This window comes from Pseudooceanicola aestuarii (genome assembly GCF_010614805.1).
Classification (GTDB): domain Bacteria; phylum Pseudomonadota; class Alphaproteobacteria; order Rhodobacterales; family Rhodobacteraceae; genus Pseudooceanicola; species Pseudooceanicola aestuarii.
Map to the genome: position 1 here is coordinate 612,921 of NZ_JAAFZC010000001.1, position 24,664 is coordinate 637,584.

Annotated in this window: 22 protein-coding genes and 1 pseudogene; 18 read left to right on the forward strand and 5 right to left on the reverse strand. The window is 64.2% G+C overall.

The features are described from left to right. The first annotated feature begins 29 nt into the window (after positions 1-29). Together G5A46_RS02820 and G5A46_RS02825 are read left to right on the forward strand one after the other, a co-directional pair. Positions 30-431, forward strand: a complete 402-nt coding sequence (locus G5A46_RS02820; protein ID WP_163847128.1) for a DUF4864 domain-containing protein — start codon at positions 30-32, stop codon at positions 429-431. A 100-nt stretch (positions 432-531) separates the two neighbouring features. Beyond that, positions 532-2,823, forward strand: coding sequence for a glycosyl hydrolase family 28-related protein (locus G5A46_RS02825; RefSeq protein ID WP_163847130.1), 2,292 nt, complete (start codon positions 532-534; stop codon positions 2,821-2,823). Positions 2,824-2,874: 51 nt separating this feature from the next. Here G5A46_RS02825 and G5A46_RS02830 read toward each other — a convergent pair whose 3' ends face one another. Beyond that, the gene (locus G5A46_RS02830; protein WP_163847132.1) at positions 2,875-3,516 is read right to left on the reverse strand and encodes a hypothetical protein; all 642 of its coding nucleotides are present in this window, start codon (positions 3,514-3,516) and stop codon (positions 2,875-2,877) included. Positions 3,517-3,648: 132 nt separating this feature from the next. Here G5A46_RS02830 and G5A46_RS02835 point away from each other — a divergent pair, with 132 nt between their 5' ends. Continuing rightward, positions 3,649-3,960, forward strand: a complete 312-nt coding sequence (locus tag G5A46_RS02835; RefSeq protein ID WP_163847134.1) for a TFIIB-type zinc ribbon-containing protein — start codon at positions 3,649-3,651, stop codon at positions 3,958-3,960. 321 nt (positions 3,961-4,281) lie between these two features. Here the strand turns inward: G5A46_RS02835 and uvrB are convergent, their stop codons facing one another. Next, positions 4,282-6,483: an excinuclease ABC subunit UvrB gene (uvrB, locus tag G5A46_RS02840; protein ID WP_420821343.1), complete on the reverse strand. Its 2,202-nt coding sequence runs from the start codon at positions 6,481-6,483 to the stop codon at positions 4,282-4,284. A gap of 359 nt (positions 6,484-6,842) precedes the next feature. Here uvrB and G5A46_RS02845 point away from each other — a divergent pair, with 359 nt between their 5' ends. Further along, complete coding sequence (locus G5A46_RS02845) at positions 6,843-7,154, forward strand: ETC complex I subunit (RefSeq protein ID WP_163847136.1); 312 nt, start codon at positions 6,843-6,845, stop codon at positions 7,152-7,154. Between the two features lie 208 nt (positions 7,155-7,362). Then, a pseudogene (locus tag G5A46_RS02850) lies at positions 7,363-7,681 on the forward strand (MYG1 family protein); the annotation flags it as partial. Positions 7,682-7,976: 295 nt separating this feature from the next. Here G5A46_RS02850 and G5A46_RS02855 read toward each other — a convergent pair. The 3 genes from G5A46_RS02855 to G5A46_RS02865 form a co-directional block, all read right to left on the reverse strand. Further along, complete coding sequence (locus G5A46_RS02855) at positions 7,977-9,116, reverse strand: FAD-dependent monooxygenase (RefSeq protein WP_163847138.1); 1,140 nt, start codon at positions 9,114-9,116, stop codon at positions 7,977-7,979. 112 nt (positions 9,117-9,228) lie between these two features. After that, entirely contained in the window at positions 9,229-12,651 is a 3,423-nt protein-coding gene (locus G5A46_RS02860) for a molybdopterin cofactor-binding domain-containing protein (protein ID WP_163847140.1), read from the reverse strand. Further along, complete coding sequence (locus G5A46_RS02865) at positions 12,648-13,133, reverse strand: (2Fe-2S)-binding protein (protein WP_163847142.1); 486 nt, start codon at positions 13,131-13,133, stop codon at positions 12,648-12,650. The genes G5A46_RS02860 and G5A46_RS02865 overlap by 4 nt, the downstream gene beginning before the upstream one ends. Positions 13,134-13,372: 239 nt before the next feature. Here G5A46_RS02865 and G5A46_RS02870 point away from each other — a divergent pair, with 239 nt between their 5' ends. The 13 genes from G5A46_RS02870 (at position 13,373) to G5A46_RS02930 (ending at position 24,385) form a co-directional block, all read left to right on the forward strand. Beyond that, complete coding sequence (locus tag G5A46_RS02870; RefSeq protein WP_163847144.1) at positions 13,373-13,804, forward strand: MarR family winged helix-turn-helix transcriptional regulator; 432 nt, start codon at positions 13,373-13,375, stop codon at positions 13,802-13,804. 206 nt (positions 13,805-14,010) lie between these two features. Then, positions 14,011-14,760, forward strand: a complete 750-nt coding sequence (locus G5A46_RS02875) for a maleate cis-trans isomerase family protein (protein ID WP_476705131.1) — start codon at positions 14,011-14,013, stop codon at positions 14,758-14,760. Positions 14,761-14,771: 11 nt separating this feature from the next. Further along, positions 14,772-15,554, forward strand: coding sequence for an alpha/beta fold hydrolase (locus G5A46_RS02880; protein ID WP_163847146.1), 783 nt, complete (start codon positions 14,772-14,774; stop codon positions 15,552-15,554). Between the two features lie 18 nt (positions 15,555-15,572). Next, positions 15,573-16,604, forward strand: coding sequence for a 2,5-dihydroxypyridine 5,6-dioxygenase NicX family protein (locus G5A46_RS02885; RefSeq protein WP_163847147.1), 1,032 nt, complete (start codon positions 15,573-15,575; stop codon positions 16,602-16,604). A 49-nt stretch (positions 16,605-16,653) separates the two neighbouring features. Beyond that, positions 16,654-17,274 (forward strand): isochorismatase family protein, encoded by a 621-nt coding sequence (locus G5A46_RS02890; RefSeq protein ID WP_163847149.1) that lies wholly within the window; start codon positions 16,654-16,656, stop codon positions 17,272-17,274. Between the two features lie 150 nt (positions 17,275-17,424). Next, a complete protein-coding gene (locus tag G5A46_RS02895; RefSeq protein ID WP_163847151.1) occupies positions 17,425-18,141 on the forward strand; it encodes a GntR family transcriptional regulator in 717 nt (238 codons plus the stop codon). Between the two features lie 12 nt (positions 18,142-18,153). Then, on the forward strand, positions 18,154-19,134 hold the full coding sequence (locus G5A46_RS02900) for an ADP-ribosylglycohydrolase family protein (protein WP_163847153.1): 981 nt from the start codon (positions 18,154-18,156) through the stop codon (positions 19,132-19,134). Next, positions 19,134-20,081 (forward strand): PfkB family carbohydrate kinase, encoded by a 948-nt coding sequence (locus G5A46_RS02905; protein WP_163847155.1) that lies wholly within the window; start codon positions 19,134-19,136, stop codon positions 20,079-20,081. The genes G5A46_RS02900 and G5A46_RS02905 overlap by 1 nt, the downstream gene beginning before the upstream one ends. Further along, positions 20,078-21,109: an ABC transporter substrate-binding protein gene (locus tag G5A46_RS02910; protein WP_163847157.1), complete on the forward strand. Its 1,032-nt coding sequence runs from the start codon at positions 20,078-20,080 to the stop codon at positions 21,107-21,109. Before G5A46_RS02905 ends, G5A46_RS02910 begins: the two co-directional genes overlap by 4 nt. An 87-nt stretch (positions 21,110-21,196) precedes the next feature. Beyond that, complete coding sequence (locus G5A46_RS02915) at positions 21,197-22,060, forward strand: ABC transporter permease (RefSeq protein ID WP_163847159.1); 864 nt, start codon at positions 21,197-21,199, stop codon at positions 22,058-22,060. Then, positions 22,057-22,839, forward strand: coding sequence for an ABC transporter permease (locus G5A46_RS02920; protein ID WP_163847161.1), 783 nt, complete (start codon positions 22,057-22,059; stop codon positions 22,837-22,839). The genes G5A46_RS02915 and G5A46_RS02920 overlap by 4 nt, the downstream gene beginning before the upstream one ends. Continuing rightward, positions 22,839-23,858 carry an ABC transporter ATP-binding protein gene (locus G5A46_RS02925; protein WP_163847163.1) on the forward strand — a complete coding sequence of 340 codons (1,020 nt, stop codon included), beginning with the start codon at positions 22,839-22,841 and terminating at the stop codon, positions 23,856-23,858. The genes G5A46_RS02920 and G5A46_RS02925 overlap by 1 nt, the downstream gene beginning before the upstream one ends. Beyond that, on the forward strand, positions 23,855-24,385 hold the full coding sequence (locus tag G5A46_RS02930; protein ID WP_163847165.1) for a cysteine hydrolase family protein: 531 nt from the start codon (positions 23,855-23,857) through the stop codon (positions 24,383-24,385). The genes G5A46_RS02925 and G5A46_RS02930 overlap by 4 nt, the downstream gene beginning before the upstream one ends. The last annotated feature ends 279 nt before the right edge of the window (positions 24,386-24,664 follow it).

The window sequence follows — 24,664 nt, forward strand, 5'->3', positions numbered from 1 at the left end:
AGATTCTCCATATGGATGGAGGATTCACGATGAAACATCTGCTGCTTGCCACACTGACGGCGCTGACCCTCTCTGGACCGGGCGCGGCCCAAGACAGGGCCATCGAGCGTTTGATTTCCGAACAATTCCAAGAGTTTCGTGCCGATGATCCGGCTGGAGCTTTCGCGCTTGCCAGTCCGATGATTCAAGGCATGTTCCAAACGCCCGAGGCCTTTGCCCGGATGGTCGAACAGGGATACCCAATGGTCTGGCGGCCGTCCGACTGGACCTTTCTGGACCTGCGCCAAGAGGGTGACCGGCTGGTGCAACGCGTTTTGATCACCGACGCGCAGAACGTCGCCCACCTATTGGACTACCGCATGGTGCAGATCGACATGGGCTGGAAGGTCGACGGCGTAACGCTGCTCACCCGACCGGGGGTCAGTGCCTGATCGTCCATCGTTACGGTGATCAGAGGCTGCGTTAACCGCCCCGCCCCTATCCCTTCTGCGCCGGACGACGGGTCCGACACTGGCCGCGAAAGGGTACTGGATGAACAAGGCGATCACGGATGGCATCACATTCCTGCCGACCGCATTCGATGCGGGGCTGGCGCAATGGTCCAGCGGCGACGGGACGCCGGGATCGGACAGCTACGCCATGGACCCCAACGCCGCCTTTGTGCCGGCGGATCAGGATTTCGGTGGATGTCTGGAACTTCTGAAATCCCAGACAATTCAGAAATTACGCTACATGGGCCAGACGCCGATCCTGCCGGGCTGCTACCTGCGCATCACCGCCCGCATCAAGGCGATGAGCGGCACGCTCCCCTCAGTGCGGATTGCGGGCTGGGCGGGAAATGCACAGAACGCGCATGTCGGCGGGCTGACCGAAATCGGCACCAGCGTTGCATTGACGGATTACGGTGCCATTGTCGAAGTCTCCGCCATCGTGGGGACCGGCGATCGCACCGGGGTCGATATGGCTTGGGGAATAGAACCGGTCTACGGCCATTTCGGCCTGGACCTGGCCGGCCCGAATGGCGGAATCCTGCGGATCGACGACCTGGTGATCGAGGACGTGACCGGGGCCTTCCTGCGTGAGATGCTGAGCTTTGTCGATGTGCGCGATTTCGGAGCGCGCGGCGACGGGGTGACAGACGACCTGCCGGCCTTTGCCGCTGCGGATACCGCCGCTGCCGGCCGTGTTGTGCGGGTGCCGCCGGGCACCTACTACCTGGGCGACAGCATGACCTTCGACAACCGGGTGGTGTTCGATGGGCAGATCACCATGCCGGTGGACAAGATCCTGTCCCTGACCCGCGACTTTCACCTGCCCGCCTATATCGACGCCTTTGGAGACGAAGAACTGGCTTTCAAGAAGGCCTTCCAGTCGCTTCTGAACAATTCGGATCATGAAAGTCTGGACCTCGGCGGGCGCCGCATCACGGTGACAGAGCCGATCGACATGCAGGCCGCCCTGGCCAACAAGACCAGCTATGCCACGCGGCGCCACATCCGCAACGGCCAGTTCGACAGCAAAAGCGGCGCGGCCTGGGACAGCCATATCGTGACCTCGCAAGCGACCTACAACCCGTCGAATTCCGATACCTTGATCAATGTCGCCAATATCGAGGCGATCGAGGTCGGATCTCTGGTCACTGGCCACGGGGTAGGTCGCGAGGTCTATGTAAAGCAAAAGAACAACGCGACCGGGAAACTGACGCTATCGCTGCCGCTGCATGATGCCGAGGGCACGCAAACCTACACCTTTACCCGGTTCCGCTACATGCTGGATTTCAGCGGGTTCGAACATCTGGACAAATTCAGCATGTCAGATATCGAATTCCAATGTGGCGGAGATTGCAGCGCGATCCTTTTGCCGCCCTCGGGCCTGATCTTTCATCTACGCGATTGCTTCATCACCCGGCCCAAGGATCGCGGCATTACCAGCCACGGCACCGGATGTCAGGGAATGCTGGTGGATCGTTGCCAATTCCTGTCCGATGAAAGCGGCACGTCCAGCCAGAACCGGGTATCAATCGCATTGAACAGCAATGCCAATGACATCAAGCTGCGCAACAACCGTATCGTGCATATGCGCCATTTCGCCGTAATCGCCGGATCCGGATCGATCATTACCGGGAACCACTTTTTCCAGGGCGATGATGCGACGAACGGCATTCGAACACCGGGCATCATCCTGAGCAGAACCAATTGCCGTGCCACAATTAATGGAAATTACATCGACAATTGCTTTATCGAATGGGGAAACGAGCATGACCACGCCCCGGAATTCAATTCGGAATTTTCCTTTAGCGGATTGAGCGTGACCGACAATATCTTCCTGTCCAGCGATGTCGCGCCCTGGTTCACCTTCCTGGTAGTCACGCCGCACGGTCCCGGCCATTATATCAACGGCATGGCGGTGACGGGAAATATCTTCCGCAATATCCACGGCTCCATCAACCGGGTGGAGAAGGTCGACACCAGCCATTCCGACCTGGCCTACGACAAGATCAAGAACGTCACCTTTTCGGACAACATGTTCAACTCGGTGGAAACCTCGGTCTCCAACCCGCTAATGCTGCGGCATGAACAAAACACCGCCGCTGATGTCTGGACGGTCCCCTGCGCACCGAAGCTGCCGTTTGGTGGTTGGGCGCAAAACGTCGAAGGAATCGTGATGAACGGGAAGATCGCCACAACCTCGAACGCGGCGCACCATGGCGTCCCCTATGTGAAGGCGAAACAAGGGGCGCAAAACGACCAGATTCTATTGAATTGGGAGAAACCGGTGACCGGCGAAGTGACGATCAAGGTTCGGATCGACGAATTCCAGTGACCCCCCTGGCCGCCGTGCGACAGACCCGGCGGCCGATCAGCTCTCGGCCGATCAGAAGGACCGCCATATCCCCAATTTCACCCGTACCGGATCGCTGTTCACCACCCGGCTGGACACGCCCACATCCAGCCAGGTGCGCGGCGCGATCCGGTAGGTGACAGAGCCCGCGACCCGCAAGAACGTTGGCTGTGCATGGGGTTGGCCACTTTGGACCTGCACGTAGTATTTCAGCCCCTCGCGCTGCTGAAAGCCGTAGGTCAGATCCAGCTTCCAGTCCGTTTCCGCGATCCTGGGCGAATACTCGACGGCACCTTCGATGGTCAACCAGCCGGATTTGCGGGCCAGTTTCCGCCCGAACGAGAAGCCGGGGCGCACCACTGGCTCCTCCGATATCATGCCGCCCCCCATGTCCAACCCGATGGCCCAGGCGCCAGTTGTCGGCAGGTGCGTCGACAGGAAGGCTACTGCCTTGTCTAGCCCGGCGATGGATCCGCCGATATCGGCACCAAAGGTCAGCCGCCGGCTGATACCGGTTTCATGGTAATAGGCGATGTTCGGCTTGTATTCGCCGTCCACGTTCTGTTGCATCCGAACAGAGGCCGCAAAAAACGTCTGCCCCGCGCCCCGAGGCCAGGGGCCCGCCACAGCCTGGCTGGCAAGCAGCATCGAAATCAGGATCAGTATGAACCGCATGGCACCCTCCTTTCGGTTTCCCTCAGGGTGGCGCAGCGAAGTTAAGAAACGGCTAAGGAGAGGTTAACGCGGCGAACTTGCACGCGATCCCGACCGTCCCCATCTTGGAACAAGGTTAACGGAGGATCAGCGATGCAATGCCCGGTAGACGGCACCGAACTTCTGATGACGGATCGACAAGGGGTCGAGATCGACTATTGTCCGAAATGTCGAGGCGTCTGGCTGGACCGGGGGGAGCTCGACAAAATCATCGAACGTCAGTTGAGCGAAACCGCCCACGCCGCCCCGCCGCGCCCGATGCACCAACACGCGGATGCGGCCGCCCAGAGCTACCGCCCCGATCCACGCGGGTATCGTGACGACGACCGGCGCAGGCATGACGGCAAATATTATCGCAAGAAAAAGCGCAAAAGTCTGCTGAGCGAGATTTTCGACTTCGATTGAGGCGCCGCGGAGGCACGCCAGCGCCCCGCCTACAGGTTTTCGGAGGCTTTCATGGAAGAGGTCCGGAACGTTGTCGGCGTTGCGATGGGCGCGAGTCTTGCGATGAACGGCCTGCTGGCGGGCAGCCTTTCCGCACCGCGAAAGGTCGCAACCGAGGGCTGCATGTTCTTCTGGGTATCGCGTGGGCCGTCGCCACGCCCCTGTTGATTGCTACGTTCGGAATCGGCGCACCGGCTGCGGGGGGAAGCGCGGCCATTCTCGTCGCGGCGCTGGATCGTGCTCTGGCTCTTCTGGTGCTGGGCGGGCGAGCCTGCGATTGAGTCAACCGCCCCCCCGCTTGCGCCGTTGCACGTTGCCACCGCGCTGCCCCGGTCGCCCAGCGGTAGAACGCCCGCGCCCCTTGACTGCCGCGTTCGAGGCTTTTTCTACCGCTTGTTGCCGCGCCAGAGGGTCGTCGTGCACGGCCAGATCGACCGCTTCCAGCCGCTTGACCTCATCGCGCAGGCGGGCGGCCTCCTCGAACTCAAGGTTCTCGGCGGCCTTGCGCATATCTTCCCGCAACCCATCGAGATGGGCCTGCAAATTGGCTCCCGCCATCGGTTTTTCGATCTGTGCGGTCACGCGGTTCATGTCGACATCGCCCTGGTAAAGACCCGCCAGAATGTCATCCACGTTCTTCTTGACCGTCGCGGGCGTGATATCGTGCGCCTCGTTATAAGCGATCTGCTTCTCCCGCCGCCGCTCCGTCTCGGCCAGCGCCCGCTCCATCGAGCCGGTGATACGGTCGGCATACATGATCACCCGGCCATCGACGTTCCGCGCGGCCCGGCCAATGGTCTGGATCAACGAGGTTTCCGACCTCAGAAACCCCTCCTTGTCGGCGTCCAGAATGGCGACCAAACCGCATTCGGGGATATCCAACCCCTCCCGCAGGAGGTTGATGCCGATTAGAACGTCAAAGGCGCCCAAACGCAAATCTCGAAGGATCTCAATACGTTCGATCGTGTCGATATCCGAATGCATGTAGCGCACGCGGATGCCCTGTTCGTGCATATATTCGGTCAGATCCTCCGCCATCCGCTTGGTCAGGGTGGTGACGAGGGTGCGGTATCCATCGGCGGCGACGCGCCGAACCTCGTCCAACAGGTCATCAACCTGCATGTCGACCGGCCGGATCTCCACCTGTGGGTCCAGCAGACCGGTGGGACGGATGACCTGTTCGGTGAAAATGCCGCCCGTCTGCTCCATCTCCCAGGAACCGGGGGTCGCGGAAACGTAGACCGATTGGGGCCGCATGGCGTCCCATTCCTCGAATTTAAGCGGACGGTTGTCCATGCAGGAAGGCAGCCGGAACCCATGTTCGGCCAGCGTGAACTTGCGCCGGTAGTCGCCCCGGTACATGCCCCCGATCTGGGGCACAGAAACGTGGGATTCGTCCGCGAAAACAATGGCATCGTCCGGAATGAACTCGAACAGGGTGGGCGGCGGTTCTCCCGGGGCGCGCCCTGTCAGGTAGCGGGAATAGTTCTCGATCCCGTTGCAGACGCCGGTCGCTTCCAGCATCTCGATATCGAAATTGGTGCGCTGTTCCAGGCGCTGCGCCTCCAGCAGCTTCCCCTCGCCAACCAATTGGTCCAACCGCTGGCGCAGCTCCTTCTTGATGCCGATAACGGCCTGTTGCATCGTCGGTTTCGGCGTTACGTAATGCGAATTCGCATAGACGCGGATCTGGTCGAAACTGTCGGTTCTGGACCCGGTGAGGGGGTCGAATTCCGTGATGCTTTCCAGCTCCTCCCCGAAAAAGGACATGCGCCACGCGCGATCTTCCAGGTGGGCGGGCCAGATTTCCAGAGAATCGCCGCGCACCCGAAAGGAGCCACGGGCAAAGGCCTGATCATTGCGGCGATATTGCTGCGCCACCAGGTCGGCCATCACCTGCCGCTGGTCATATTCGGTGCCGACTTTCAGATCCTGGGTCATGGCGGAATACGTCTCTACCGAGCCGATCCCGTAGATACAGGAGACCGATGCGACGATGATCACGTCATCGCGTTCCAGCAGCGCCCGCGTGGCGGAGTGGCGCATCCGGTCGATCTGTTCGTTGATCTGGGACTCCTTCTCGATATAGGTGTCAGAGCGCGCGACATAGGCCTCCGGCTGATAGTAATCGTAGTAGCTTACGAAATACTCAACGGCGTTATCCGGAAAAAACCCTTTGAATTCGCCGTACAATTGCGCCGCAAGCGTCTTGTTCGGGGCCAGGATAATGGCGGGGCGCTGCGTTTCCTCAATCACTTTGGCCATGGTAAACGTCTTGCCGGTCCCGGTCGCGCCCAGCAGCACCTGGTCCCGGTCTCCGTCGTGAAGGCCGCCTGTCAGCTCTTCGATGGCGCGGGGCTGGTCCCCGGCGGGCGAAAATGTCGTGGCCATCACCAGCTTCTTGCCGCCCTCCAGCTTGGGGCGGGCGGCGATGTCGGGTGCCGGCGTGTGGCGCCCCGGTTCGGTCTTGGTGGAATATGCCATGGTGATTCTCCCGGTCGGACAGATTTTGGTCCGTTTTTGTTCCGGTTCAAGGGGAGGCATCGCCACAGGCGTCCCACGGGTCGGATTTTGACCCTGCCGCAGGGTCTCATTCCGGCGCGCGAGAGGCGGCGGCGACATTTTCAGGCTTGCCGCCTCCGGAAAAGATTGGAAAACTCCGCCCGTGCACGCACCAGCCTGGCCGTTCTCCGGCGGCTCTCCGCCCCTCGCGCCGGGTTGCGGGACGGCGGTCAGGACTGCGCGCATGCGCGGACCCGCTCGGGACGATTTGCCCCTTGCCCGGCGGCGCGAAGATTTCTAGACAGACGGGGTGCCACAGACCCGCCCAGCAGGAGATTTCGATGCCAGCCCGGATCTACAAACCCGCCAAGACCGCCACCCAGTCCGGCACCGCCCGGACCCGGCAATGGGTGCTGGACTTTACCGCCGACGCGGCGCGCGAGGTTGATCCGCTGATGGGCTGGACCTCCTCCGATGACACGCAGGCCCAGGTCCGCCTGCGCTTCGACACCAAGGAAGCGGCGCTGGACTACGCCAAGGAAAAGGGCATCACCGCGACCGTGGTCGAACCCCAGGGCCGCAAGGTCAATGTCCGCCCCGGCGGCTACGGCGAGAACTTCGCCACCAACCGCCGCACCACCTGGACGCACTAAGTCTGTGTAAATCGGGATAAGGTTGTCGCGGGATCGGGGTGAAGATTCCGCGAAGATGATCTGATGCCTATATGTTGCGGTCCGTCTTGGTTGCGCCGCATGATTTGGGTTGTCTAGGAGGCCCATCCATCCCCACGTTCGCATCGACCTGACGGGTGGCCTTATTGGTCGCCCAAATCCATTCAAATCCGGCTGGAGCCTGCATCTGATGACCATCAGCCACCGTGTCACCCTTTCCGGTGGCTTCCATGCTGATGAGCTTTTCCTCGGTCAACCTGACACGGCTATTCCCAAAGACCGATCTGGGTCGCACGCGGGACAAGGCGTGGATCGCACCTGATGAAGGGCGGATTATTTGTGACGTCGGCGGCGACTTTGATGCCGCCGCGCAGATTTTCAATCACCACCAACGGCTCAATTCACTGCGCGAAAATGGCCAGCCCTACTGCTCGTTCGGATTGATCTGGGCGCAATATGGTCGCGATTATTGGCGTGCGGTGGACGTGCCCGAGAAGGATGTCGCGGCAACCTGCGCCAAACAGCGTAAACACCAATCCGGTTCCGGTCACGGCTGGAGGAAAAACCCAAACCATGCCGCCACCTGACCGATCGCCAGGTAGGGCACGGCATTACTGGCGATGACCATCACCGCCAGCAATGCCGTGGTCCGCGTCATTTCCCGTTATATCCCTGCTGTCTAGGTTGCAGGCAGCCGGTCGGATACGCGGCTTGTTGCGGCCAAGGGTCCGCCAGGGGCCGCGTCGGCGACCATGTTCACCGTGAGTGCTGTGCTGCTCGGGGTGCCCTCGGCCCCCGTGCGCGTTACCCCAGTTCAGCGGTCATCGGGTCATAGGCATAGACCCAGGCTGGGTCTTCCGGTTCCTTGAGCCAGGTGTTCGCATTGGAAATCGTCTGCACTTTGGTGGCGCGCTCCTTGCGGGTATTCTCGTACATGCGGAAGGCATCTGCATAGCCTGCTTCGCCGGTCAGCGACAGGCAACGGGTCAGCACTGCTGCATCTTCAATCGCCATGCAGGCCCCCTGCGCCATGTGAGGGCGCATCGGGTGGCAGGCATCGCCGATCATGACAAGCCGGCCGCGCGACCACAGTCCCATGGGATCACGGTTCCAGAATGGCCATTTGGTGACTCCCTCCGTGGCGTCGATCAGGCCCTGCACCATCTTGTGCGAGCCACCGAAGATCGCCTCCATTTCCTCGCGCGAACTGTCGACGAAGGACGCCTCGTGTTCCCAGCTGTCGACCGGCACGCCGGTCACGTAGTAGTATTCGCTGGCGTCGTTCTTGGTCGCGTAGGCCATGATGTGACGGGATTGTTCCCACCACCACTTCACGCAGCGCTCGTATTCCTGTCCGGTGCTGCGCAGCTTGTCCATGTTGACAAGCGCACGATGTCCGATCCAGCCGGAAAAGCGCGGCTTTTCCACACCCAGCAGGACTTCGCGGATCTTGGAGTTGATGCCGTCGGCGCCCACGACCAGCCCGGCTTCGACCTGCTTGCCATTGTCGAAGCTCAGCAGAACGTGGTCGTCGCGTTCCTCCAGCTTGGTCAGCTTGTAGCCGAAATGCACGGTGGATGGGGCCAGTGCCTCGATCTGCACGGCGTGCATATCGCCGCGGTGGATGGTGATGTAGGGCGCGCCGTATTCCTTCAGGGCAAAGTCGCCCAGCGGGATTTCCGACAGGTATTCGCCGGTGTTGCCATCGCGCGAGAACCAGTGCGACGGGTGCGAGCCGATCCTGGCCAGCGTGTCTTCGAGCCCGATTTGGCGGAAAATCTTCATCACGTTGGGGCCGATATGAATGCCTGCGCCCAGACGGTCGAATTCGGGCGCCTGCTCGAAGCTGTGCACCGAGAAGCCCGCATCCGCCAGCAATGCAGCCGCTGCCGCTCCACCAAGGCCCGCGCCGATCACCGCAATGTCGATCCGTTCTACGGTCATGCTGTTATCCTTGTCCGAAAGTTCCAGTTAATTTGTTTGTACACCAACGATATTGGGAACGTCATCCATTTGCGTCGCGCATGGCGAAGAAATCTGGATGAAACATGCATTTTTACTCTGCCGCCGCCTGTGGTTTCACCACGCGGGCCACCGGCGCGGCCTCCAGCCCGTCAAATGCGGGCAGATCGGAGGCGTAGCGGGCACGCAGGTAGGCGATGATCGCGTCGGTCTGGGCCGCCGACAGCTCCTTGCCGAAGCCGGGCATGTCGCGCAGATCCAGCGACTCGGGCGATTCGATGCCCTGTGCCAGGATCGTCCGCAGCGCCTCCGGTGTCGGCGCGCGCAGAGCAGCCGACCGCGTCAGCGGCTCCAGCGCCGAGGTCATGCCTGGCAGGCCGGGTTCGTGACAGCTGGCACAGGCGGACCGGAACAGGCGTGATCCCGGCCCCGGCACCAGGTCGGGCTGGACCACCTGGGGCATCGGCGCATCCCCTGCAAGGTCGGCCAAGTAGGTTGCCATGGCGGAAATCTCGGCATCGGGCAGCCCCTTTAGGCTGGCCACCACCTCTGCCATCGGCCCCGAGGCGACGGCGCGACCCGGCGCATGGCCCTCGCGCAGGTAGGCTTCAAGTGCATTCTTGTTCCAGCCCTCGACCGTGCCTTGCAGCGGCGGTGCGTACCAACCGTCGATGGCGGCACCGCTCATCACGGCGACCTCTGCCCCCAGCGCGTTGCGCGGCGCATGGCAGGCGCTGCAGTGGCCCGCCGCCTCCACGAGGTACTTGCCGCGGTTCCATTCTTCGGACTGCTCCGGTGCGGGCCGGAAGGGAGCGGCATCGTGGAACATCAGGTTCCACGCCGCGTTCACCGGCCGCAGGTTGGTGCCGGCCAGCATCTGCGCGCGCGGGGATTCCGCGTGCACCGGGTCGAGCGTCTGGAGGTAGGCATAAAGCGCCTGCATGTCCGGCCCGTCGATCTTGGCGAAGGCGGTGTAGGGAAAGGCGGGATACAGATTGTGGCCGTCGCGGCTGATGCCCTTGCGCATGGCGCGCTCGAAGGCGGCAAAGCTCCACATCCCCAGGCCCGTCTCGGGGTCGGGGGTCAGATTCGTGGTGTAGACGGTGCCGAAGGGCGTTTCCATCGGGCGGCCCCCGGCGTTCTCGGGGCCACCCTCGGCGGTGTGGCAGACCGCGCAATCGCCCGCCGCAAAGACCTGCCGCCCGCGCTCCAGCGTCTCGGCGGAGAAGGTCGTGGCCAGCGGCGCGGGCTGCGGCGGGATCGGGCGGGCCATGGGAATGGCAACCGCGCCCAATGTCACCGCCCCGGCAAGCGCGGCGATCCATTTCAGTTTCGATGGCTTCGCAGCGGGCGCGGCCACCGGAGCGGGCAGCGCCGCCGGACCGTCAAGCGCGGCCAGCCCGGCGCGCATTCTGTCGGGGGTGAAGGGCGCCTCGCGGAGGCGCACACCCGTCGCATCGAAGATCGCATTGGCAATCGCCGCCGCTGCCGGGACGGCCGCGCTTTCACCGACACCCAACGCCGGATCCTCGGGCCGCTCGATCAGCATGGAGCGGATCTCGGGCACCTTGTCGAAGGTGTCGATCGGATAGCTGGCCCAGCTTTGCGGCGCTGGGGTGATGGCATCGACAACCACCTCTTCGGTCAGGACACGGCTGGCGGTCTGGATCACGTTGCCGTTGATCTGCGCCGTGACGCCTGCCGGGTTGATGACCAGCCCCTGGTCCTGCCCGACGAAGACGCGGGTCAGCGTGACTTCGCCGGTCAGCGTGTCGATGGTGACGTCGCAGACCCAGGCCGCCGCCGCAGCCGCCGTGCCCGGAAAGGTGCCATGCACGTAGGTGGCATAGGCAAAGCCGCGCCCGTAGGCCATGCGCCCCTCGCGCTTCAGCCGTGGTCCGGTGCCTGCCTCCCAGCCGGCGGCGGCGGCGGTCTTTTGCACCAGCTCGCGGGCGCGCGGATCGTCGAGATGCTTCAGACGGAAGGCCACCGGATCCTCGCCCGCCTCCTGCGCCATCTCGTCGATATAGCTTTCGTGGGCAAAAGTGTTGGGCAGCGCCGAGACGCCGCGCATCCAGGCGGCGCGCACCAATGGCGCCATGTCATGCACGGTGATGCGCTTGTTGGGCACGCGGTAGGGCGGCACCGTGGTGCGGTCGCCCATGTCGCTGGGGCGTGGCTCCGGCGAGATCCGCCCCGTCAGCAGCAACGACAGGTTCGGCCCCCGGTTCGACGGGTACCAGGTGTCCAGGCTGTAGGCATGCAGCGCGCTGTCCTTCAGCCCGCCTGCGACCTCCATCAGCTGTGCCGCGCCCTTGGGCTCCCACAGGGTTTCCTGCGCGCGGGTCAGCTGCACCCGCACGATCCGACCGACGGCCCGCGCCATCAGCAGCGCATCGCCGCAGACGTCGTCGGCACAATTGCGGCCATAACAGCCCGCCGCCTGATACCGCTTGATCTCGACGCTTCCGGCCTCCAGTCCTACGAGGGTGGCAAGGTCGCCCTGCAACATGTGCGGGTTCTGCGTCCCGGACCAGATCACCGGCTTGCCGTCGTTCCATTCGGCAATTGCGCAGCTTGGCCCGATGGAGCCGTGCAGATGATAGGGCCAGACATAAGTGCGGGCGAGCCGCGTCTCGGCCTCGGCCATGCCCCGGTCGAAATCGCCACGACGGTCCAACGCGCGCGGGGTCGAGGGCGCATCCTTCAACGCGTGTTTCAGGTCGGTAAGGTCGGGCATCTCGGGCGGCACGACCCAGTCCACCGGCAGCGCCTCGGCCAGCGCGCGGGCCTGCTGCGGGGTTTCGGCCACGACGCCAAGAAAGTCGCCTTCCTGCACCACCGCCACGAAACCGGGCCGTGCGGCAATCGCGGCCGTATCATATCCCTTCAATGCGCGCCCGATGAAGTTGCCCGAATCGCGCCCGGCATAGGGCGGGCGTATGACGTGACCATGCAGCATCCCGTCGATGCGCACGTCCTGGATGTACTGGAAATCCCCGACGACCTTGGTCGGCAGGTCGCGCTTGCCCACGGGCTGGCCGACAATGCGATAGTCCTTCACGTCCTTTACCGGGACGGTCTCGTCCAGCCGCATCGCCAGCTCCTGACCCTCGACCAGCGCGGCAAAGCTCACCTGCGTGTCCTTCCAGCAGACCGCGCCGTTGCGCAGCTCCACCCCGTCGGGCGACGCGTTCAGCCGGCGGGCCCCCTGTCCTGCCAGCCAGTGCCGCAGCTGCGCCGCGGCGCGCCGCAAAGGCAAGGCCGCGACCTGGATCGTTTCCGACGCAATCGTAGGCCCCTGGTTCGGCGTCACCGCCGTATCACCCAGAACGACGCGCACATCGCTGAGCGGCACGTCCAGTTCCTCGGCGACGATCTGGGCCAGGGCCGTCTCGATCCCGGTGCCAAGATCGACGTGGCCGTTGTGGGCCACGACCGCGCCACCTGCACCGATCTGCACGTGGCTGATCCGCCCCTCGGGGCGGTCTTCGAAAATGGAAACCAGTCCGGTCATGCGACGTTCTCCGCCTTGAGGCGCATCTGCCGTGCCGCGTGTTCCACCGCGTCGAGAATTTCCTGATGCGTGCCGCAGCGGCACAGGTTGTCGCGCAGCGCTTGCCGGATCTCGCCCCGGCTGACATCGGGGTCACGCTCCAGCAGCGCCACCGCCGTCATCACCATGCCGTTCAGGCAGTAGCCGCATTGCGCGCCTTGCTTCTCGACAAAGGCCGCCTGCACCGGGTGCAGGCCGTCCGCCCCCGCGAGCCCCTCCAGCGTGACCACGGACCGTGCCTGCAACCGCGCCGCGCGCAGCACGCAGGCTCGCGCCACCTGGCCATCCACCAGTACGGTGCAGGCCCCGCATTGCCCCATGCCGCAGCCGTATTTCGGCCCGCATAGCCCATACCGGTCGCGCAACACATCAAGCGCCGAGCCGTTGGCCTCGCAGATCACGGTCTGGCCGTTCAAGGTGAAAGACAGGGCGTCACGGGGCACGGTAAATCCTTTCCTGGCGGATCTTGGTTGGGGAGTGAGAACAGGAAAATTTGAACGTATACAAACAAGTTCTACCAGAAAGTCAGCTTTTGCAGCAAAAGGCCAGACCTATCGCACAGGTTTTGAGCGCGCAGCCGCCTGGCCGCTCAACAAAGATACAATGACGTTCGCGCAGCCCTCGCCTCTGGTGCCATGCTGCAAAGGATGCAACAACACGCTGGCACGACAAAGACAGGCGCATGGCAATGCTGGAAGACCCCGATTACAAGTTGGACGAGCAGGTGGGCTTCGTGTTGCGCAAGGCCTACCAGCGGCATCAGACCATCTTTAGCGAGGCCAATCCCGGCGGGCTGACGGCCATGCAGTTCTCGACGCTGTACGGCCTTGCGATGGGACCGGGACCGATCTCGCAGAATGCGTTGGGGCGGCTCGTGGCGATGGATGCCTCGACCACCAAGGGCGTTGTGGCACGGCTTCAGGCGCGCGGCTTGATCGAGATGGAAAAGGACATGGTGGACAAGCGCCGCTACATGCTGCGCACCACCGAGGCGGGCCGCGCCCTGCTGACAGAATGTGTTCCGACGATGAAGAGGATCACCGCCGACACCCTTGCGCCCCTGTCCAAAAAAGAGGCGCAGACCCTGCTCGCACTTCTAAGCCGGATCGTCTGAGCCGGTTTTTCGCCTACTTTCAGAACGGTAGCTTTGAATTGGCGGCGGGCGACACGGCCCGGCGCCCGAGGATTCCGTGCCCGGGAAACAGGCGCCGCATGACATGGGCGGGAAAAAACATGCATCTTTCCTAAATTTGGGTGTACACCAACAATTATTTGGCCCACATCTTCTGGGGAACAGGACGACTCCACAGGGGAATGGAAATGAAGACCTATCGTATCGGACAGATCGTGCCCTCCTCGAACGTGACCATGGAAACCGAGATTCCGGCGCTGCTGCGGGCCCGCGAGCAGATCTCGGACGAGCGGTTCACCTTTCATTCGTCGCGGATGCGCATGAAGCATGTGACCCGCGAAGAGCTGGCCAAGATGGACACCGACAGCGACCGCTGCGCGCTGGAGCTGTCGGATGCCAAAGTCGACGTCATGGGCTATGCCTGCCTCGTGGCGATCATGTCGATGGGCCATGGGTATCACCGCGCCTCGCAGGAACGGCTGTCCGGCGTGACCCGCGCCAATGACATGCCCTCCGAAGTCGTGACCTCCGCCGGTGCGCTGGTGGATGGGCTGCACGCCATGGGCGCGAAGAAGATCGCGGTCGTGACCCCCTATATGCAGCCGCTGACCGACATGGTGGTGGATTACATCCGCAACGAGGGCTTCGAGGTGGTGGACAGCCGCGCGCTCGAGATTTCCGACAACCTTGCCGTCGCGGCGTATGATCCGATGAATCTGCCCGGCATCGTCGCCGGCATGAACATCGAAGAGGCCGACGTCGTGGTGCTGAGCGCCTGCGTTCAGATGCCTTCGCTGCCTGCCGTGCCGATGGTCGAGGCGCAGACCGGCAAGCCGGTGCTGACCGCCGCCATCGCGACCACTTGGCAAATGCTCAAGGCGATCGGCGTGCCGACCCGCGTGCCCGGCGGCGGCGCCCTGCTCTCCGGCGCATATTGAGAGAGGATCACATGGCTTTCGGATACAACATCAACGCAAACGGCATTCGCCAACACCTTGTCCGCCACGACGGGCCGTCGGGCGCGCAGAAGCTGCTGCTGGTGCCGGGCATCACCTCGCCCGCCGTGACCTGGGACTTCGTCGCGGAGCGACTGGCCGCGAAATGGGAGGTCCATGTGCTTGACGTGCGCGGGCGCGGCCTGTCAGAGACCGGCGATCTCGACTACACGCTGGATGCGCTGGCGAATGACGCGATTGCCGTCGCCAGGACGCTGGACACGCCGGTCCTGATGGGCCATTCGATGGGCGCACGCATCGCGCTCAGAGCCAACACCTGCGACGCAGACGCCTTTGCCGGTCATATCCTCGTGGATCCGCCCATGTCGGGGCCGAACCGTCGCGCCTACCCGTCGAAATGGCCCTGGTATGGCGACAGCATCATGCTGGCCAAGCGCGCCATTACCTTCGACGAGATGAAAGCCTTCTGCCCCACATGGAGCGATGAACAGATCGCCCTGCGCGCGGAATGGCTGCACACCTGCCACTGGGGCGCGATCCGGCAGGCATTCGACGGCTTTCACACCGACGACATCCACCAGGACATCCCGGGCTTGGAAAAGCCCGCGCGTCTCGTGATCGCCGGCGGCGCCACGGTCGTCGATGCGGACGATCAGCAGGAGGTGCGCGACCTCAACCCGGCGATCGAGCAGCGCATCGTCGCCGGTGCGGGCCACATGATCCCGTGGGACGACCTCGAGGGGTTCCTTGCCGCGGTCATGGACTTCGAAGCTTAAAAAGAAACAGGGAAAAACATGGACCACGCAAGCTTTACCGAGATCTGCCTGCACCAGCTGAAAATGTCCGGCGTCAAGTCCGACGAACGCCTGATCGTGCTGACGCAAGGCAATGAGCGCCTCGATTACGCCGACGCCTTCATGGCCGCCGGGCGCAGGCTCGGCGCGAACATGTACCACATGCGCCTGCCCGCGCCGCCCGTTGTCGGCAGTTGGGCCGTCGGCCAGACCGGTCTTGCGGCGATGCCCGAGGCGGTCGAGGCCCTCAAGAACTGCGACATGCTGATCGACTGTATCTTCCTGCTGTTCTCGCCCGAGCAATTCGCCATCCAGGAGTCGGGCACCCGCATCTTGACCGCAGTCGAGCCACCGGAGCTGCTGGCGCGCCTGTTGCCGACGCAGGAGATCCGCGAGAAGGTCGAGATTGGCGGTGAGATGCTGGCCAAGGCCAAGGTCATGCGCATCACCTCGCCTCATGGCACCGACGTGACCTACAAGCTCAACACCTATCCTACGGTGACCGAATACGCCTGCACCGACGAGCCGGGGCGCTGGGATCACTGGCCGTCGGGCTTCGTGTTCACCGGCGGGGACGACGATGGCGTCGACGGGCAGATCGTGGTGGCGCCGGGCGACATCCTGCTGCCGCAGAACATCTACGTCCGCGACCCGATCACCTACACCATCGAAAAGGGCTGGGTGACGGACATTCGCGGCGGGCTCGATGCGGAGCTGGTCAAATCCTACATGGACGATTTCAACGACCCGCGCGGCATGGGCATGTCCCATGTGGGCTGGGGCATGAACCCGCATGCCAAGTGGCACAACATGCTGCCCGGCGCCTTCCCCGGCGGCATGGGCATGGAGCCGCGCAGCTTCTATGGCAACGTCATGTTCTCGACCGGGCCAAACAACGAGCTTGGCGGGCCGAACGACACCGCCTGCCACCTCGACATCCCGATGCGCGGCTGCTCGCTGTTCCTCGACGATGAGCCGGTGGTGATCGACGGCGATATCGTCGTCAAGGAACTCCAGATGGCCCGCCACTGAGCCGCATGGCCCCCGCCCTCGGCGGCGGGGGCAACAGGAAGAACACGACATGTCTCAGGACCAGACCTATGCGCAGGCGGGCTTCGGTGCCGCCGTTCCGCGCGGCACCCGCCCCGCCGTAGTGGTGGTGGATTTCTCCTACGGATTCACCGATCCCGCCTATCCGACCGCGTCCGATGCGACCGCGCAGATGGCGCAGACGAAACGCCTGTGCGACAGCGCGCGGGCCAAGGGCTTTCCGGTGATCTTCACCACCATCGCCTACCACCCCGGAGAGCTGGACCTGCTGCCCTGGCTGAAGAAGGCAACGGGAATGCGCGCGCTGCTTCAGGGCTCGCGGCTGGTTGAGATCGACGCCGCCACCGGCATCCAGCCCGGCGATCCGATCGTCGAGAAGAAGGGAGCCTCGTCCTTCTTCGGCTCGACGCTGGGCGCGCTGCTGGCAGGGGCAAACACCGACACGCTGGTGGTCTGCGGCGCGACGACCTCCGGCTGCGTGCGCGCCACCGTGGTCGATGCGGTGCAATCGGGGTTCAATGTGCTGGTCCCGGCCGATTGCTGCGCCGACCGGGCACAGGCGCCGCATGACGCGAACCTGTACGACATGCACCAGAAATACGCTGATGTTACGGATGCCGACGATATCGCAGAATGGCTGGGCGGATTGTAGCCTGTCCTTACCTGTACACCCACACCCCTCTATTTCAGCGCCCGTTTTCGGGCGCTTTTTTTGTTTACGCAAGAAATATGGCTTCTGAGGCAACAAAAGACTCGCGCAACCTGTATATTCCTGTCTAGTCTGCACCAGACAGGAGCGAACATGTCCCAGACCGAACAGCCTGCCCACGAATCCAAATCCGAGCGCATCGCGCGCCTGATCGAAGCCGAGATCCGGTCCGGTCAGCTTCAGGACGGCTCCACGCTGTCGAGCGAAAATAGCCTGGTGACCCGTTTCGCCGTCTCGCGGACGACCGTGCGCAAGAGTCTCGGCATTCTCGCGGAAAAGGGTCTGATCCGGACAAAGGTGGGCATCGGCTCCTTCGTCACCTACGCGGGCAGCGTGATCGACAGCGGGCCGGGCTGGTCGCTGGCGTTGTCCGCCTCGGACATGCGCACGGGCACGCGCATCCTGCGTATCGCGCGCATTCAGATGGACCTGGACTGTCCCACCGGCCTTGCGGGCGAAGTGCTCGCCGTGGACCGGCTGCGCTTTCGCGAAGAGACCGGGCGCGGCCTGTCGCTGGAACGGGCGCGGGTGCCGTGGCGCGCTGATTTCGAGATCTTGATCGAGGATGGTCTCGACGGTGGTTCGCTGAGCCAGACATTGTCCGCGCGCGGCCTGCATCCAGCCTCAGGCGAGGAATGGGCCAACGTGCTGCCCGCGCTGTCGCCCGAGGATGCGGCCCTCATGGGGCGCACCTCCGGAGCGCCGATGCTGCGGCTGCGCCGTCTCACCCGGGATGCCGCCGAGCATCCCATCGAATTTGTCGAAAGCTTCCTCGATCCGGAGCTATTCGGCCTCCATATGACTTTCTGAACAGGACTTCCGATGCCCGACATCGTATTGAGCCGTGCGCGCGGCTGCCTTCTGGGACTGGCCGCCGGGGATGCCCTCGGAATGCCGGCGCAAACCCTTCCACGGGACGCCATTGCACGGCACTACGGGCGGATCACCGCCTTTGTCGCGCCCTTTGACGGACACCCGGTGTCGCACGGGCTCGCCGCGGCGCAGATCACCGACGATACCGAGCAGACGCTGCTGCTGGCTGAACGGCTGCTGCGCGACCCGGAGGGCTTCGATGCCAAAGGTTGGGCGCAGGACCTGCTTGACTGGGAGGCGGAGATCCGCGCCAAGGGATTGGCGGACCTTCTTGGCCCCTCGTCCAAGGCGGCGATTGCGGCGCTGCTTGACGGGGTGCCGCCCGAGCAGACAGGCGAAAACGGCACCACCAACGGCGCGGCGATGCGGATCGTGCCGGTGGGCCTGTCGGTCGCACCCGAGGTCGCGCCGCTGGTCGCCCGCGTGGGACAGACCTGCCGCGTGACGCACAACACCGGCGAGGCCATCGCGAGCGCCTCTGCCGTGGCGATGATGGTCAGCTGCGGCGTGGCGGGCATGGATTTCGACACCGCATTGCCGCGCGTGCTGGAGGCCGCGCGCGCCGGCCAGCAGGTCGGCCACCCCAGGGGTGAGCCGGACATGGCGGGGCGTATCGCCCTGGCCATCGAACTGGCGCAACAGGGCGAGGACGCGCTGATCGCGGGCATCGGCACCTCGGTGGCCAGCCGCGAAAGTGTCGCCTGCGCCTTTGGCCTGCTGAGCATGGGCCTGCCGCTCTGGGATACGCTCCGCATGGCGGCCAACATCGGCGACGACACCGACACGATCGGCGCGATCACCGGGGCCATGGGGGGGGCGCTTGGCCTCGCGCTGCCGGATGACGTGGTCACGCAGCTGCGCGCCGCGAATGCCCAGGATCTTGACGGGCTGGCTGCCCCACTGCTGGCCCTGCGCCGGGTGGCCGCCTGATGGGGGCCCTCTTGCAGATGACCGGGCCGGTGGTGGACCTGGTGTACAATGTCACCGCCCTGCCGCTGCGTGGGCAGGAGGCGCGTTGCACCGGCTTTGCCATGTGTTCCGGCGGCGGCTTCAACGCCATGGCCGCGGCGCGCGCCGCAGGTCAGCGCGTGGTGCTGGGCGGCTCGCTCGGGTCCGGGCCGTTGGCCGACCGCGTGGCGGATGATCTTGCCCGCCTGGGGATCGAGACTGCCCGTCCGCGCCTGTCGCAGGATCAGGGCTGCTGTACGGTTCTGCTGGAGCCGGATGGCGAGCGCAGCTTCGTGGGCTACCCCGGTGCGGAAGGGGCGGTCCGCGCCGAAAACCTTGTGCAGATCGACCTGTCCGGCGTCTCGCAGGTGCTGCTGTCGGGCTATTCGCTGCACTATCCCAAGGCCGCCCGCGCGCTGGTGGACTGGGTCGCCGCCCTGCCCAACACGATCATGCTGGCCTTCGATCCTTCGCCCGTGGTGCATCTGCTTGACGCCGACCTGCTGCGCCGCGTCCTGCGCCGCGCCGACTGGGTCAGTGCCAATGCCTCCGAGGCGGCAGGTCTGACCGGCAAGGACGATCCGCAGGTGGCCGCGAAGGTGCTGGCGCAGGATCGGCAGGGGGCCCTGGTGCGCATGGGGGGCGACGGGTGCCTGCTGGCGCAAGAATCCGTCCAGCCCATCGCGCCCCATGCCGTCGACCCTGTCGACACCAACGGGGCGGGTGACACCCATATCGGCAGCTTCCTGGCGGAACTGTCACACCACGGCGACCCGCTGAGGGCCGCTCGCTACGCCAATATCGCCGCCGCGCTGTCCACCCTGCGCCAAGGCCCCGCCACACCCCCCGACCGCAACGCGGTCGAGGCGATTTTCAACGACGATAAGGCCGGTCAACGGCCATCCCTCAACCAGGAGACCAGATCATGAAGACCATCCTTCTTACCTCTGCCGTGGCGCTTGCAGCGTCGGGCGCACTGGCCGACGAGATCCGCGTGCTGAACTGGCAAGGATACGGCACCGACCTGAAGTGGGCCGTGGACACCTTTGCCGAGACCACCGGCCACAGCGTCGTGCACGAATACTTCAACTCCGAACAGGAGATGCTGACCAAGCTGCGCACCAACCCTGGTGCCTATGACGTGGTGATGATCAACGCGGCCTTCACGCCGCAGGCGGTAGCCGAAGAGTTGATCGCGCCGATCGACACCTCGGGGATCGAGAACTTTGCCGGCATCCCGGCTTCCTTCGCCGAGGATCCCAAGCTGAACATCGATGGCGAGACTTTTGGTGTGCCGTGGACCTGGGGTTTGACGTCCTTTGCGATCAACACGCAGGAATGGGACGAGACGCCGACCTCCATCCTCGCGCTGTGGGATCCGGCGCATGCGGGCCGCGTGTCGATCCGTGACGACGCCGTCGAGGCGCTGCAACTGGGCGCGCTGGCGACCGGTCAGGACATCAACGACATTCAGGACGTCGACGCCGCCGCCGCCAAGGTGGCCGAGCTTCTGCCCAACCTGCGCACCTTCTGGAGCAGCGAAAACGACTGGAACCAGTTCATGGCCGCAGGGGAGCTGGACGCCGCGACCTATTGGTCCGGGTCGGCCAGCCGCTCTGCCTCCATGGGTCTTCCGGTGGCCTTCGTGATCCCGCAGGAAGGCGCGGTAGGTTGGCTGGATGGCCTGTCTATCCCGTCGACCTCGGAACACAAGGAGGCCGCGTTGCAGTTCATCGACTACATGATCGACCCGGAGTTCTACGTGCAATGGGACACCGAGGGCGCGCCGGCCTCCGCCAATGCCGCCGCCGTGGATGCGCTGCCGGACGATGCCTTCAACAAGGCCGTTCTGGGCGATCCCGAGGTGGCCGCCCGCGTGCACTTCCAGGCGCCGATCGACGATGCCACCCGCGAGACATACCTCGAGGTCTGGCAGGGTCTGAAGGCCGCGCAGTAACCGCGTCCGGTAGATGTAACCGGTTTCGCCTGGTTTTCACACGTCCGAGGGCCGCGTTCCTGCGGCCCTCCTCCCAAGGAGGACCACATGGCCGACACCCTCGCGCCCGAGGACCGGAGACGGTTGTTCACGCTGCTGAGCCCCGCCTATCTCTGGCTGACCCTCGCCGTCTTTCTGCCGCTCTCGGCCATGCTGTTCTTCAGCTTTCTCACCGACCTGCCGCAGGATGCCCCCGACTGGGGCTTCACCCTCGACAATTACCTGAAGTTCGGAGACAGCGCGGTCTACTCGACCCTGTTGTGGAAGTCGCTGAAGCTTGGCTTCACGGTGACGTTCTTCTGCATCCTCATCGGCTATCCCTGTGCGCTGGTGCTGGCCCGCACGATCAAGGGACGCGCCCGCGAGACCCTGTTCCTGCTGGTGATCCTGCCCTTCTGGTCGAACTCGCTGGTGCGGATCTTTTCCTGGGCCATCGTGCTGCGTGGGAACGGCGTGCTGGAACGCGCGCTGGAGGCGGTGTTGCCCTGGGACATCCGGCTGAACCTGATGTTCACCACCCATGCCGTGGTGATCGGGCTGGTGCACAGCTATTTGCCCTACGTGATCCTGACCTCCTACCTCGCGTTGCAGGCCATCGACGATGACATCATCGACGCCGCGCGCTCGATGGGGGCGAGCACGCTGGCCATCCTGCGCCGCCTGCTGCTGCCGCTGTCGCTGCCGGGGCTGCTGGCCGGGGCGGTGCTGGTCTTCGTCCCCGTGGTGGGATCGTTCATGGAGCCGCGCATCCTTGGCGGTCGTCACGGCACCTATTACGGAACCGTCATCGAGGACCAGTTCGTCGCCGTCTACAACTGGCCGCTTGGCGCGGCGCTCAGCTTCGTGCTTCTGGCTGTGGTGCTGCTGATCCTTGGTCTTTCCAGCCCGGTCCTGCGAAAGGCCAGAACATGAGACGTTTTCTTCCCACACTGGGCCGCGTCTGGCTCGCACTGATCCTCGTGTTCCTCTACGCGCCGATCCTCGTCATGGCGGCGATGAGCTTCAACGCCTCGCCCTTCTACCAACTGCCGTTCGAGTTCTCGACACGCTGGTACGCGGACATGGCCGGCAACCCGCAGATCATCGAGGCCTCGCTCCGGTCGATCCTGATCGCTTTCGCGACCATGGCGCTGGCCACCGTGATGGGCACTGCTGCCTCGGTGGCGCTGTTCCGTTACGAGTTCCCGGGCAAGCGCATCCTTCAGGTGCTGCTGTTCCCGCCGATTGCCATTCCGTGGCTTATCACGGGCACCGCCATGCTGGTGTTCTTCTTTGCCATCGGCATCGGGCGTGGCACCCCGGCGGTGCTGATCGGCCATGTGGCCCTTGCGCTGCCTTACGTCATCGTCACCGTGACCGCGCGGCTGTCCTCCTTCGATGTGACGCTGGAAGAGGCGGCGCGTTCCATGGGGGCCGACAGCTGGACCGTGCTGCGCCGCGTCACCCTGCCGTGGATCGCGCCGGGGATCGTGGCGGGGGCGCTCTTTGCCTTTGCCGTCAGCTTCGACCAGTTCGTCGTCAGCTACTTCCTGGCCGAACCGGGCGACAGCACATTGCCCGTGCTGATCTACACCGCGATCCGCAAGGGGTTCACGCCTGAAATCAACGCCATCTCGACGATCATCATCACCTTGTCGATGGGGATCATGTTCCTGGCCACCCGCAAATCCAGCTTCGGAGGAAGCCGCTGATGTCATCCGTCGAAATTCACAATGTCACCAAGACCTTCGGCAAGGCGCGCGCGCTGGACGATGTCAACATCACCTTCGAGAACGGCGGCTTCTTCGCGCTCCTTGGCCCATCCGGCTCGGGCAAGACGACGTTGCTGCGCACTATCGCGGGCTTTTCCTTTCCCGATAACGGGACCATCCGCATCGGCGAAAGGAACGTCGAGCGTGTTCCGGTGGAAAAGCGCGACATCGGCATGATGTTCCAGAGCTACGCGCTGTTTCCGAACATGACCGTGGCAGATAACGTGGGCTTCGGCCTGCGGGTACGCAAGGTCGAGGCCTCCGAGGAAAAGCGTCGCATCGCCGAGGCGCTCGACCTTGTGCAGCTGGGCGACAAGGGCGGGCGCATGCCGCACCAATTGTCCGGCGGCCAGCGCCAGCGCGTGGCGCTGGCCCGGGCCATCGTCACCAATCCCAAGGTGTTGCTGCTGGACGAGCCGCTGTCGGCGCTGGACAAGACCCTGCGCGTCGACATGCAGATCGAGCTGAAGCGCATCCAGCGCGAGATCGGCATCACCACGATCTTCGTGACCCACGACCAGGAAGAGGCGCTGACCCTGTCGGACCGCATCGGCATCCTGCGCGACGGTCGCATCGTCCAGGCCGGTGCCCCGCGCGAAGTCTATGATCGACCAAACAGCGCATTCGCCGCCGATTTCCTTGGCGAGGCGAACTGGTTGCCGGAGACGAGTCTCGACCAGCTGGCGCTGCCCGGCCCGATTGCCGGCCACCGCTTTGCCGTGCGCCCGGAGGCGCTGTCGCTGAACGTGGAGCGCCCCGCTTCCGGCAACGCCCTGCCGGCGCGGCTCGACCAGCGGGTCTTTGCCGGGGCCATGGCGACCTGTCTCGTCACCGTCGAAGGCCAGCCCTGGAAGCTGATCGCGCGCGACCGCGACCTGCCCGATCTGTCTTCAGACGCACAGGTCTGGGTGTCCTGGGACAGTGCCGATACCATGGCAGTCCCGCAGGAGGCCGCATGACCCAACCCGACCCCTGGTTGATCGTCGTCGACATGCAACCGGGCTTCGGCGCGCCCGACAGCCCCTGGTGCACGCCGGGTTTCGAGACGTGCATGGAGCGGATTGCAGCACTGCTGCCCCGGTTCGCAGGACGGACCCTGTTCACCCGCTTTGTCCCGCCAAGTCAGCCCGAAGACGCGTGGGTGGCCTATTATGACCAATGGTCCTTTGCCCTCGATCCCGCGCAACGGCATCTTTGGAAGCTGGACCCAAGGCTGGACGGACCGCAGGTCACAAGCCCTCGCTTCGCCAAGTGGATCGAAGCGCGACCGCATGTGCCCGCAGGGGCGCCCCTGTGCATCTGCGGGGTCGCCACGGATTGCTGTGTCCTGGGCACGGCCCTGGAGGCGGTGGACGATGGCCGCAGCGTTCACCTTCTGCAAGATACCTGCGCCGCCGGCTCTGCGCCCCTGCACGAGGCAGCATTGACCGTCATGGCAGACCGTGCCCCCATGCTGCGCATTGCCAAGACGACGGATTGGCTTTGATTTCCGTAATGGGGATCCCTTCGGCTTCGACCCTCACCGAGGATGGCCATTCGATCATGGCGGAGCCGGTGCAGCTTGCGATCCCGCGCTGCGCCTGAGAACGGCGGTGCAAAAATTGTCCACGGTGGCGGCGGGATAGTCCTGCTGCGGGCGGCATAGGAACCGGCCACTTTGTTCTTCTTGCGGCGGCAGGGACGGCGTGGAGATCTGTTGGCCTGCGCCGACGGCACGATCAGACCTGCGGCAGCGACTTGGTGCTGCGACCGGCGGTCTCGGACT

Excerpts from the sequence above, each read along its gene's own strand:
- G5A46_RS02875 (WP_476705131.1), top strand. The coding sequence starts at position 14,011 with ATGAAGACCTATCGTATCGGACAGATCGTGCCCTCCTCGAACGTGACC.
- G5A46_RS02835 (WP_163847134.1), top strand. The coding sequence starts at position 3,649 with ATGCAATGCCCGGTAGACGGCACCGAACTTCTGATGACGGATCGACAA.
- G5A46_RS02885 (WP_163847147.1), top strand. The coding sequence starts at position 15,573 with ATGGACCACGCAAGCTTTACCGAGATCTGCCTGCACCAGCTGAAAATG.
- G5A46_RS02880 (WP_163847146.1), top strand. The coding sequence starts at position 14,772 with ATGGCTTTCGGATACAACATCAACGCAAACGGCATTCGCCAACACCTT.
- G5A46_RS02845 (WP_163847136.1), top strand. The coding sequence starts at position 6,843 with ATGCCAGCCCGGATCTACAAACCCGCCAAGACCGCCACCCAGTCCGGC.
- uvrB (WP_420821343.1), bottom strand. The coding sequence starts at position 6,483 with ATGGCATATTCCACCAAGACCGAACCGGGGCGCCACACGCCGGCACCC.
- G5A46_RS02855 (WP_163847138.1), bottom strand. The coding sequence starts at position 9,116 with ATGACCGTAGAACGGATCGACATTGCGGTGATCGGCGCGGGCCTTGGT.
- G5A46_RS02830 (WP_163847132.1), bottom strand. The coding sequence starts at position 3,516 with ATGCGGTTCATACTGATCCTGATTTCGATGCTGCTTGCCAGCCAGGCT.
- G5A46_RS02820 (WP_163847128.1), top strand. The coding sequence starts at position 30 with ATGAAACATCTGCTGCTTGCCACACTGACGGCGCTGACCCTCTCTGGA.
- G5A46_RS02870 (WP_163847144.1), top strand. The coding sequence starts at position 13,373 with ATGGCAATGCTGGAAGACCCCGATTACAAGTTGGACGAGCAGGTGGGC.
- G5A46_RS02895 (WP_163847151.1), top strand. The coding sequence starts at position 17,425 with ATGTCCCAGACCGAACAGCCTGCCCACGAATCCAAATCCGAGCGCATC.
- G5A46_RS02910 (WP_163847157.1), top strand. The coding sequence starts at position 20,078 with ATGAAGACCATCCTTCTTACCTCTGCCGTGGCGCTTGCAGCGTCGGGC.
- G5A46_RS02890 (WP_163847149.1), top strand. The coding sequence starts at position 16,654 with ATGTCTCAGGACCAGACCTATGCGCAGGCGGGCTTCGGTGCCGCCGTT.
- G5A46_RS02915 (WP_163847159.1), top strand. The coding sequence starts at position 21,197 with ATGGCCGACACCCTCGCGCCCGAGGACCGGAGACGGTTGTTCACGCTG.
- G5A46_RS02860 (WP_163847140.1), bottom strand. The coding sequence starts at position 12,651 with ATGACCGGACTGGTTTCCATTTTCGAAGACCGCCCCGAGGGGCGGATC.
- G5A46_RS02900 (WP_163847153.1), top strand. The coding sequence starts at position 18,154 with ATGCCCGACATCGTATTGAGCCGTGCGCGCGGCTGCCTTCTGGGACTG.
- G5A46_RS02930 (WP_163847165.1), top strand. The coding sequence starts at position 23,855 with ATGACCCAACCCGACCCCTGGTTGATCGTCGTCGACATGCAACCGGGC.
- G5A46_RS02905 (WP_163847155.1), top strand. The coding sequence starts at position 19,134 with ATGGGGGCCCTCTTGCAGATGACCGGGCCGGTGGTGGACCTGGTGTAC.
- G5A46_RS02825 (WP_163847130.1), top strand. The coding sequence starts at position 532 with ATGAACAAGGCGATCACGGATGGCATCACATTCCTGCCGACCGCATTC.
- G5A46_RS02925 (WP_163847163.1), top strand. The coding sequence starts at position 22,839 with ATGTCATCCGTCGAAATTCACAATGTCACCAAGACCTTCGGCAAGGCG.
- G5A46_RS02920 (WP_163847161.1), top strand. The coding sequence starts at position 22,057 with ATGAGACGTTTTCTTCCCACACTGGGCCGCGTCTGGCTCGCACTGATC.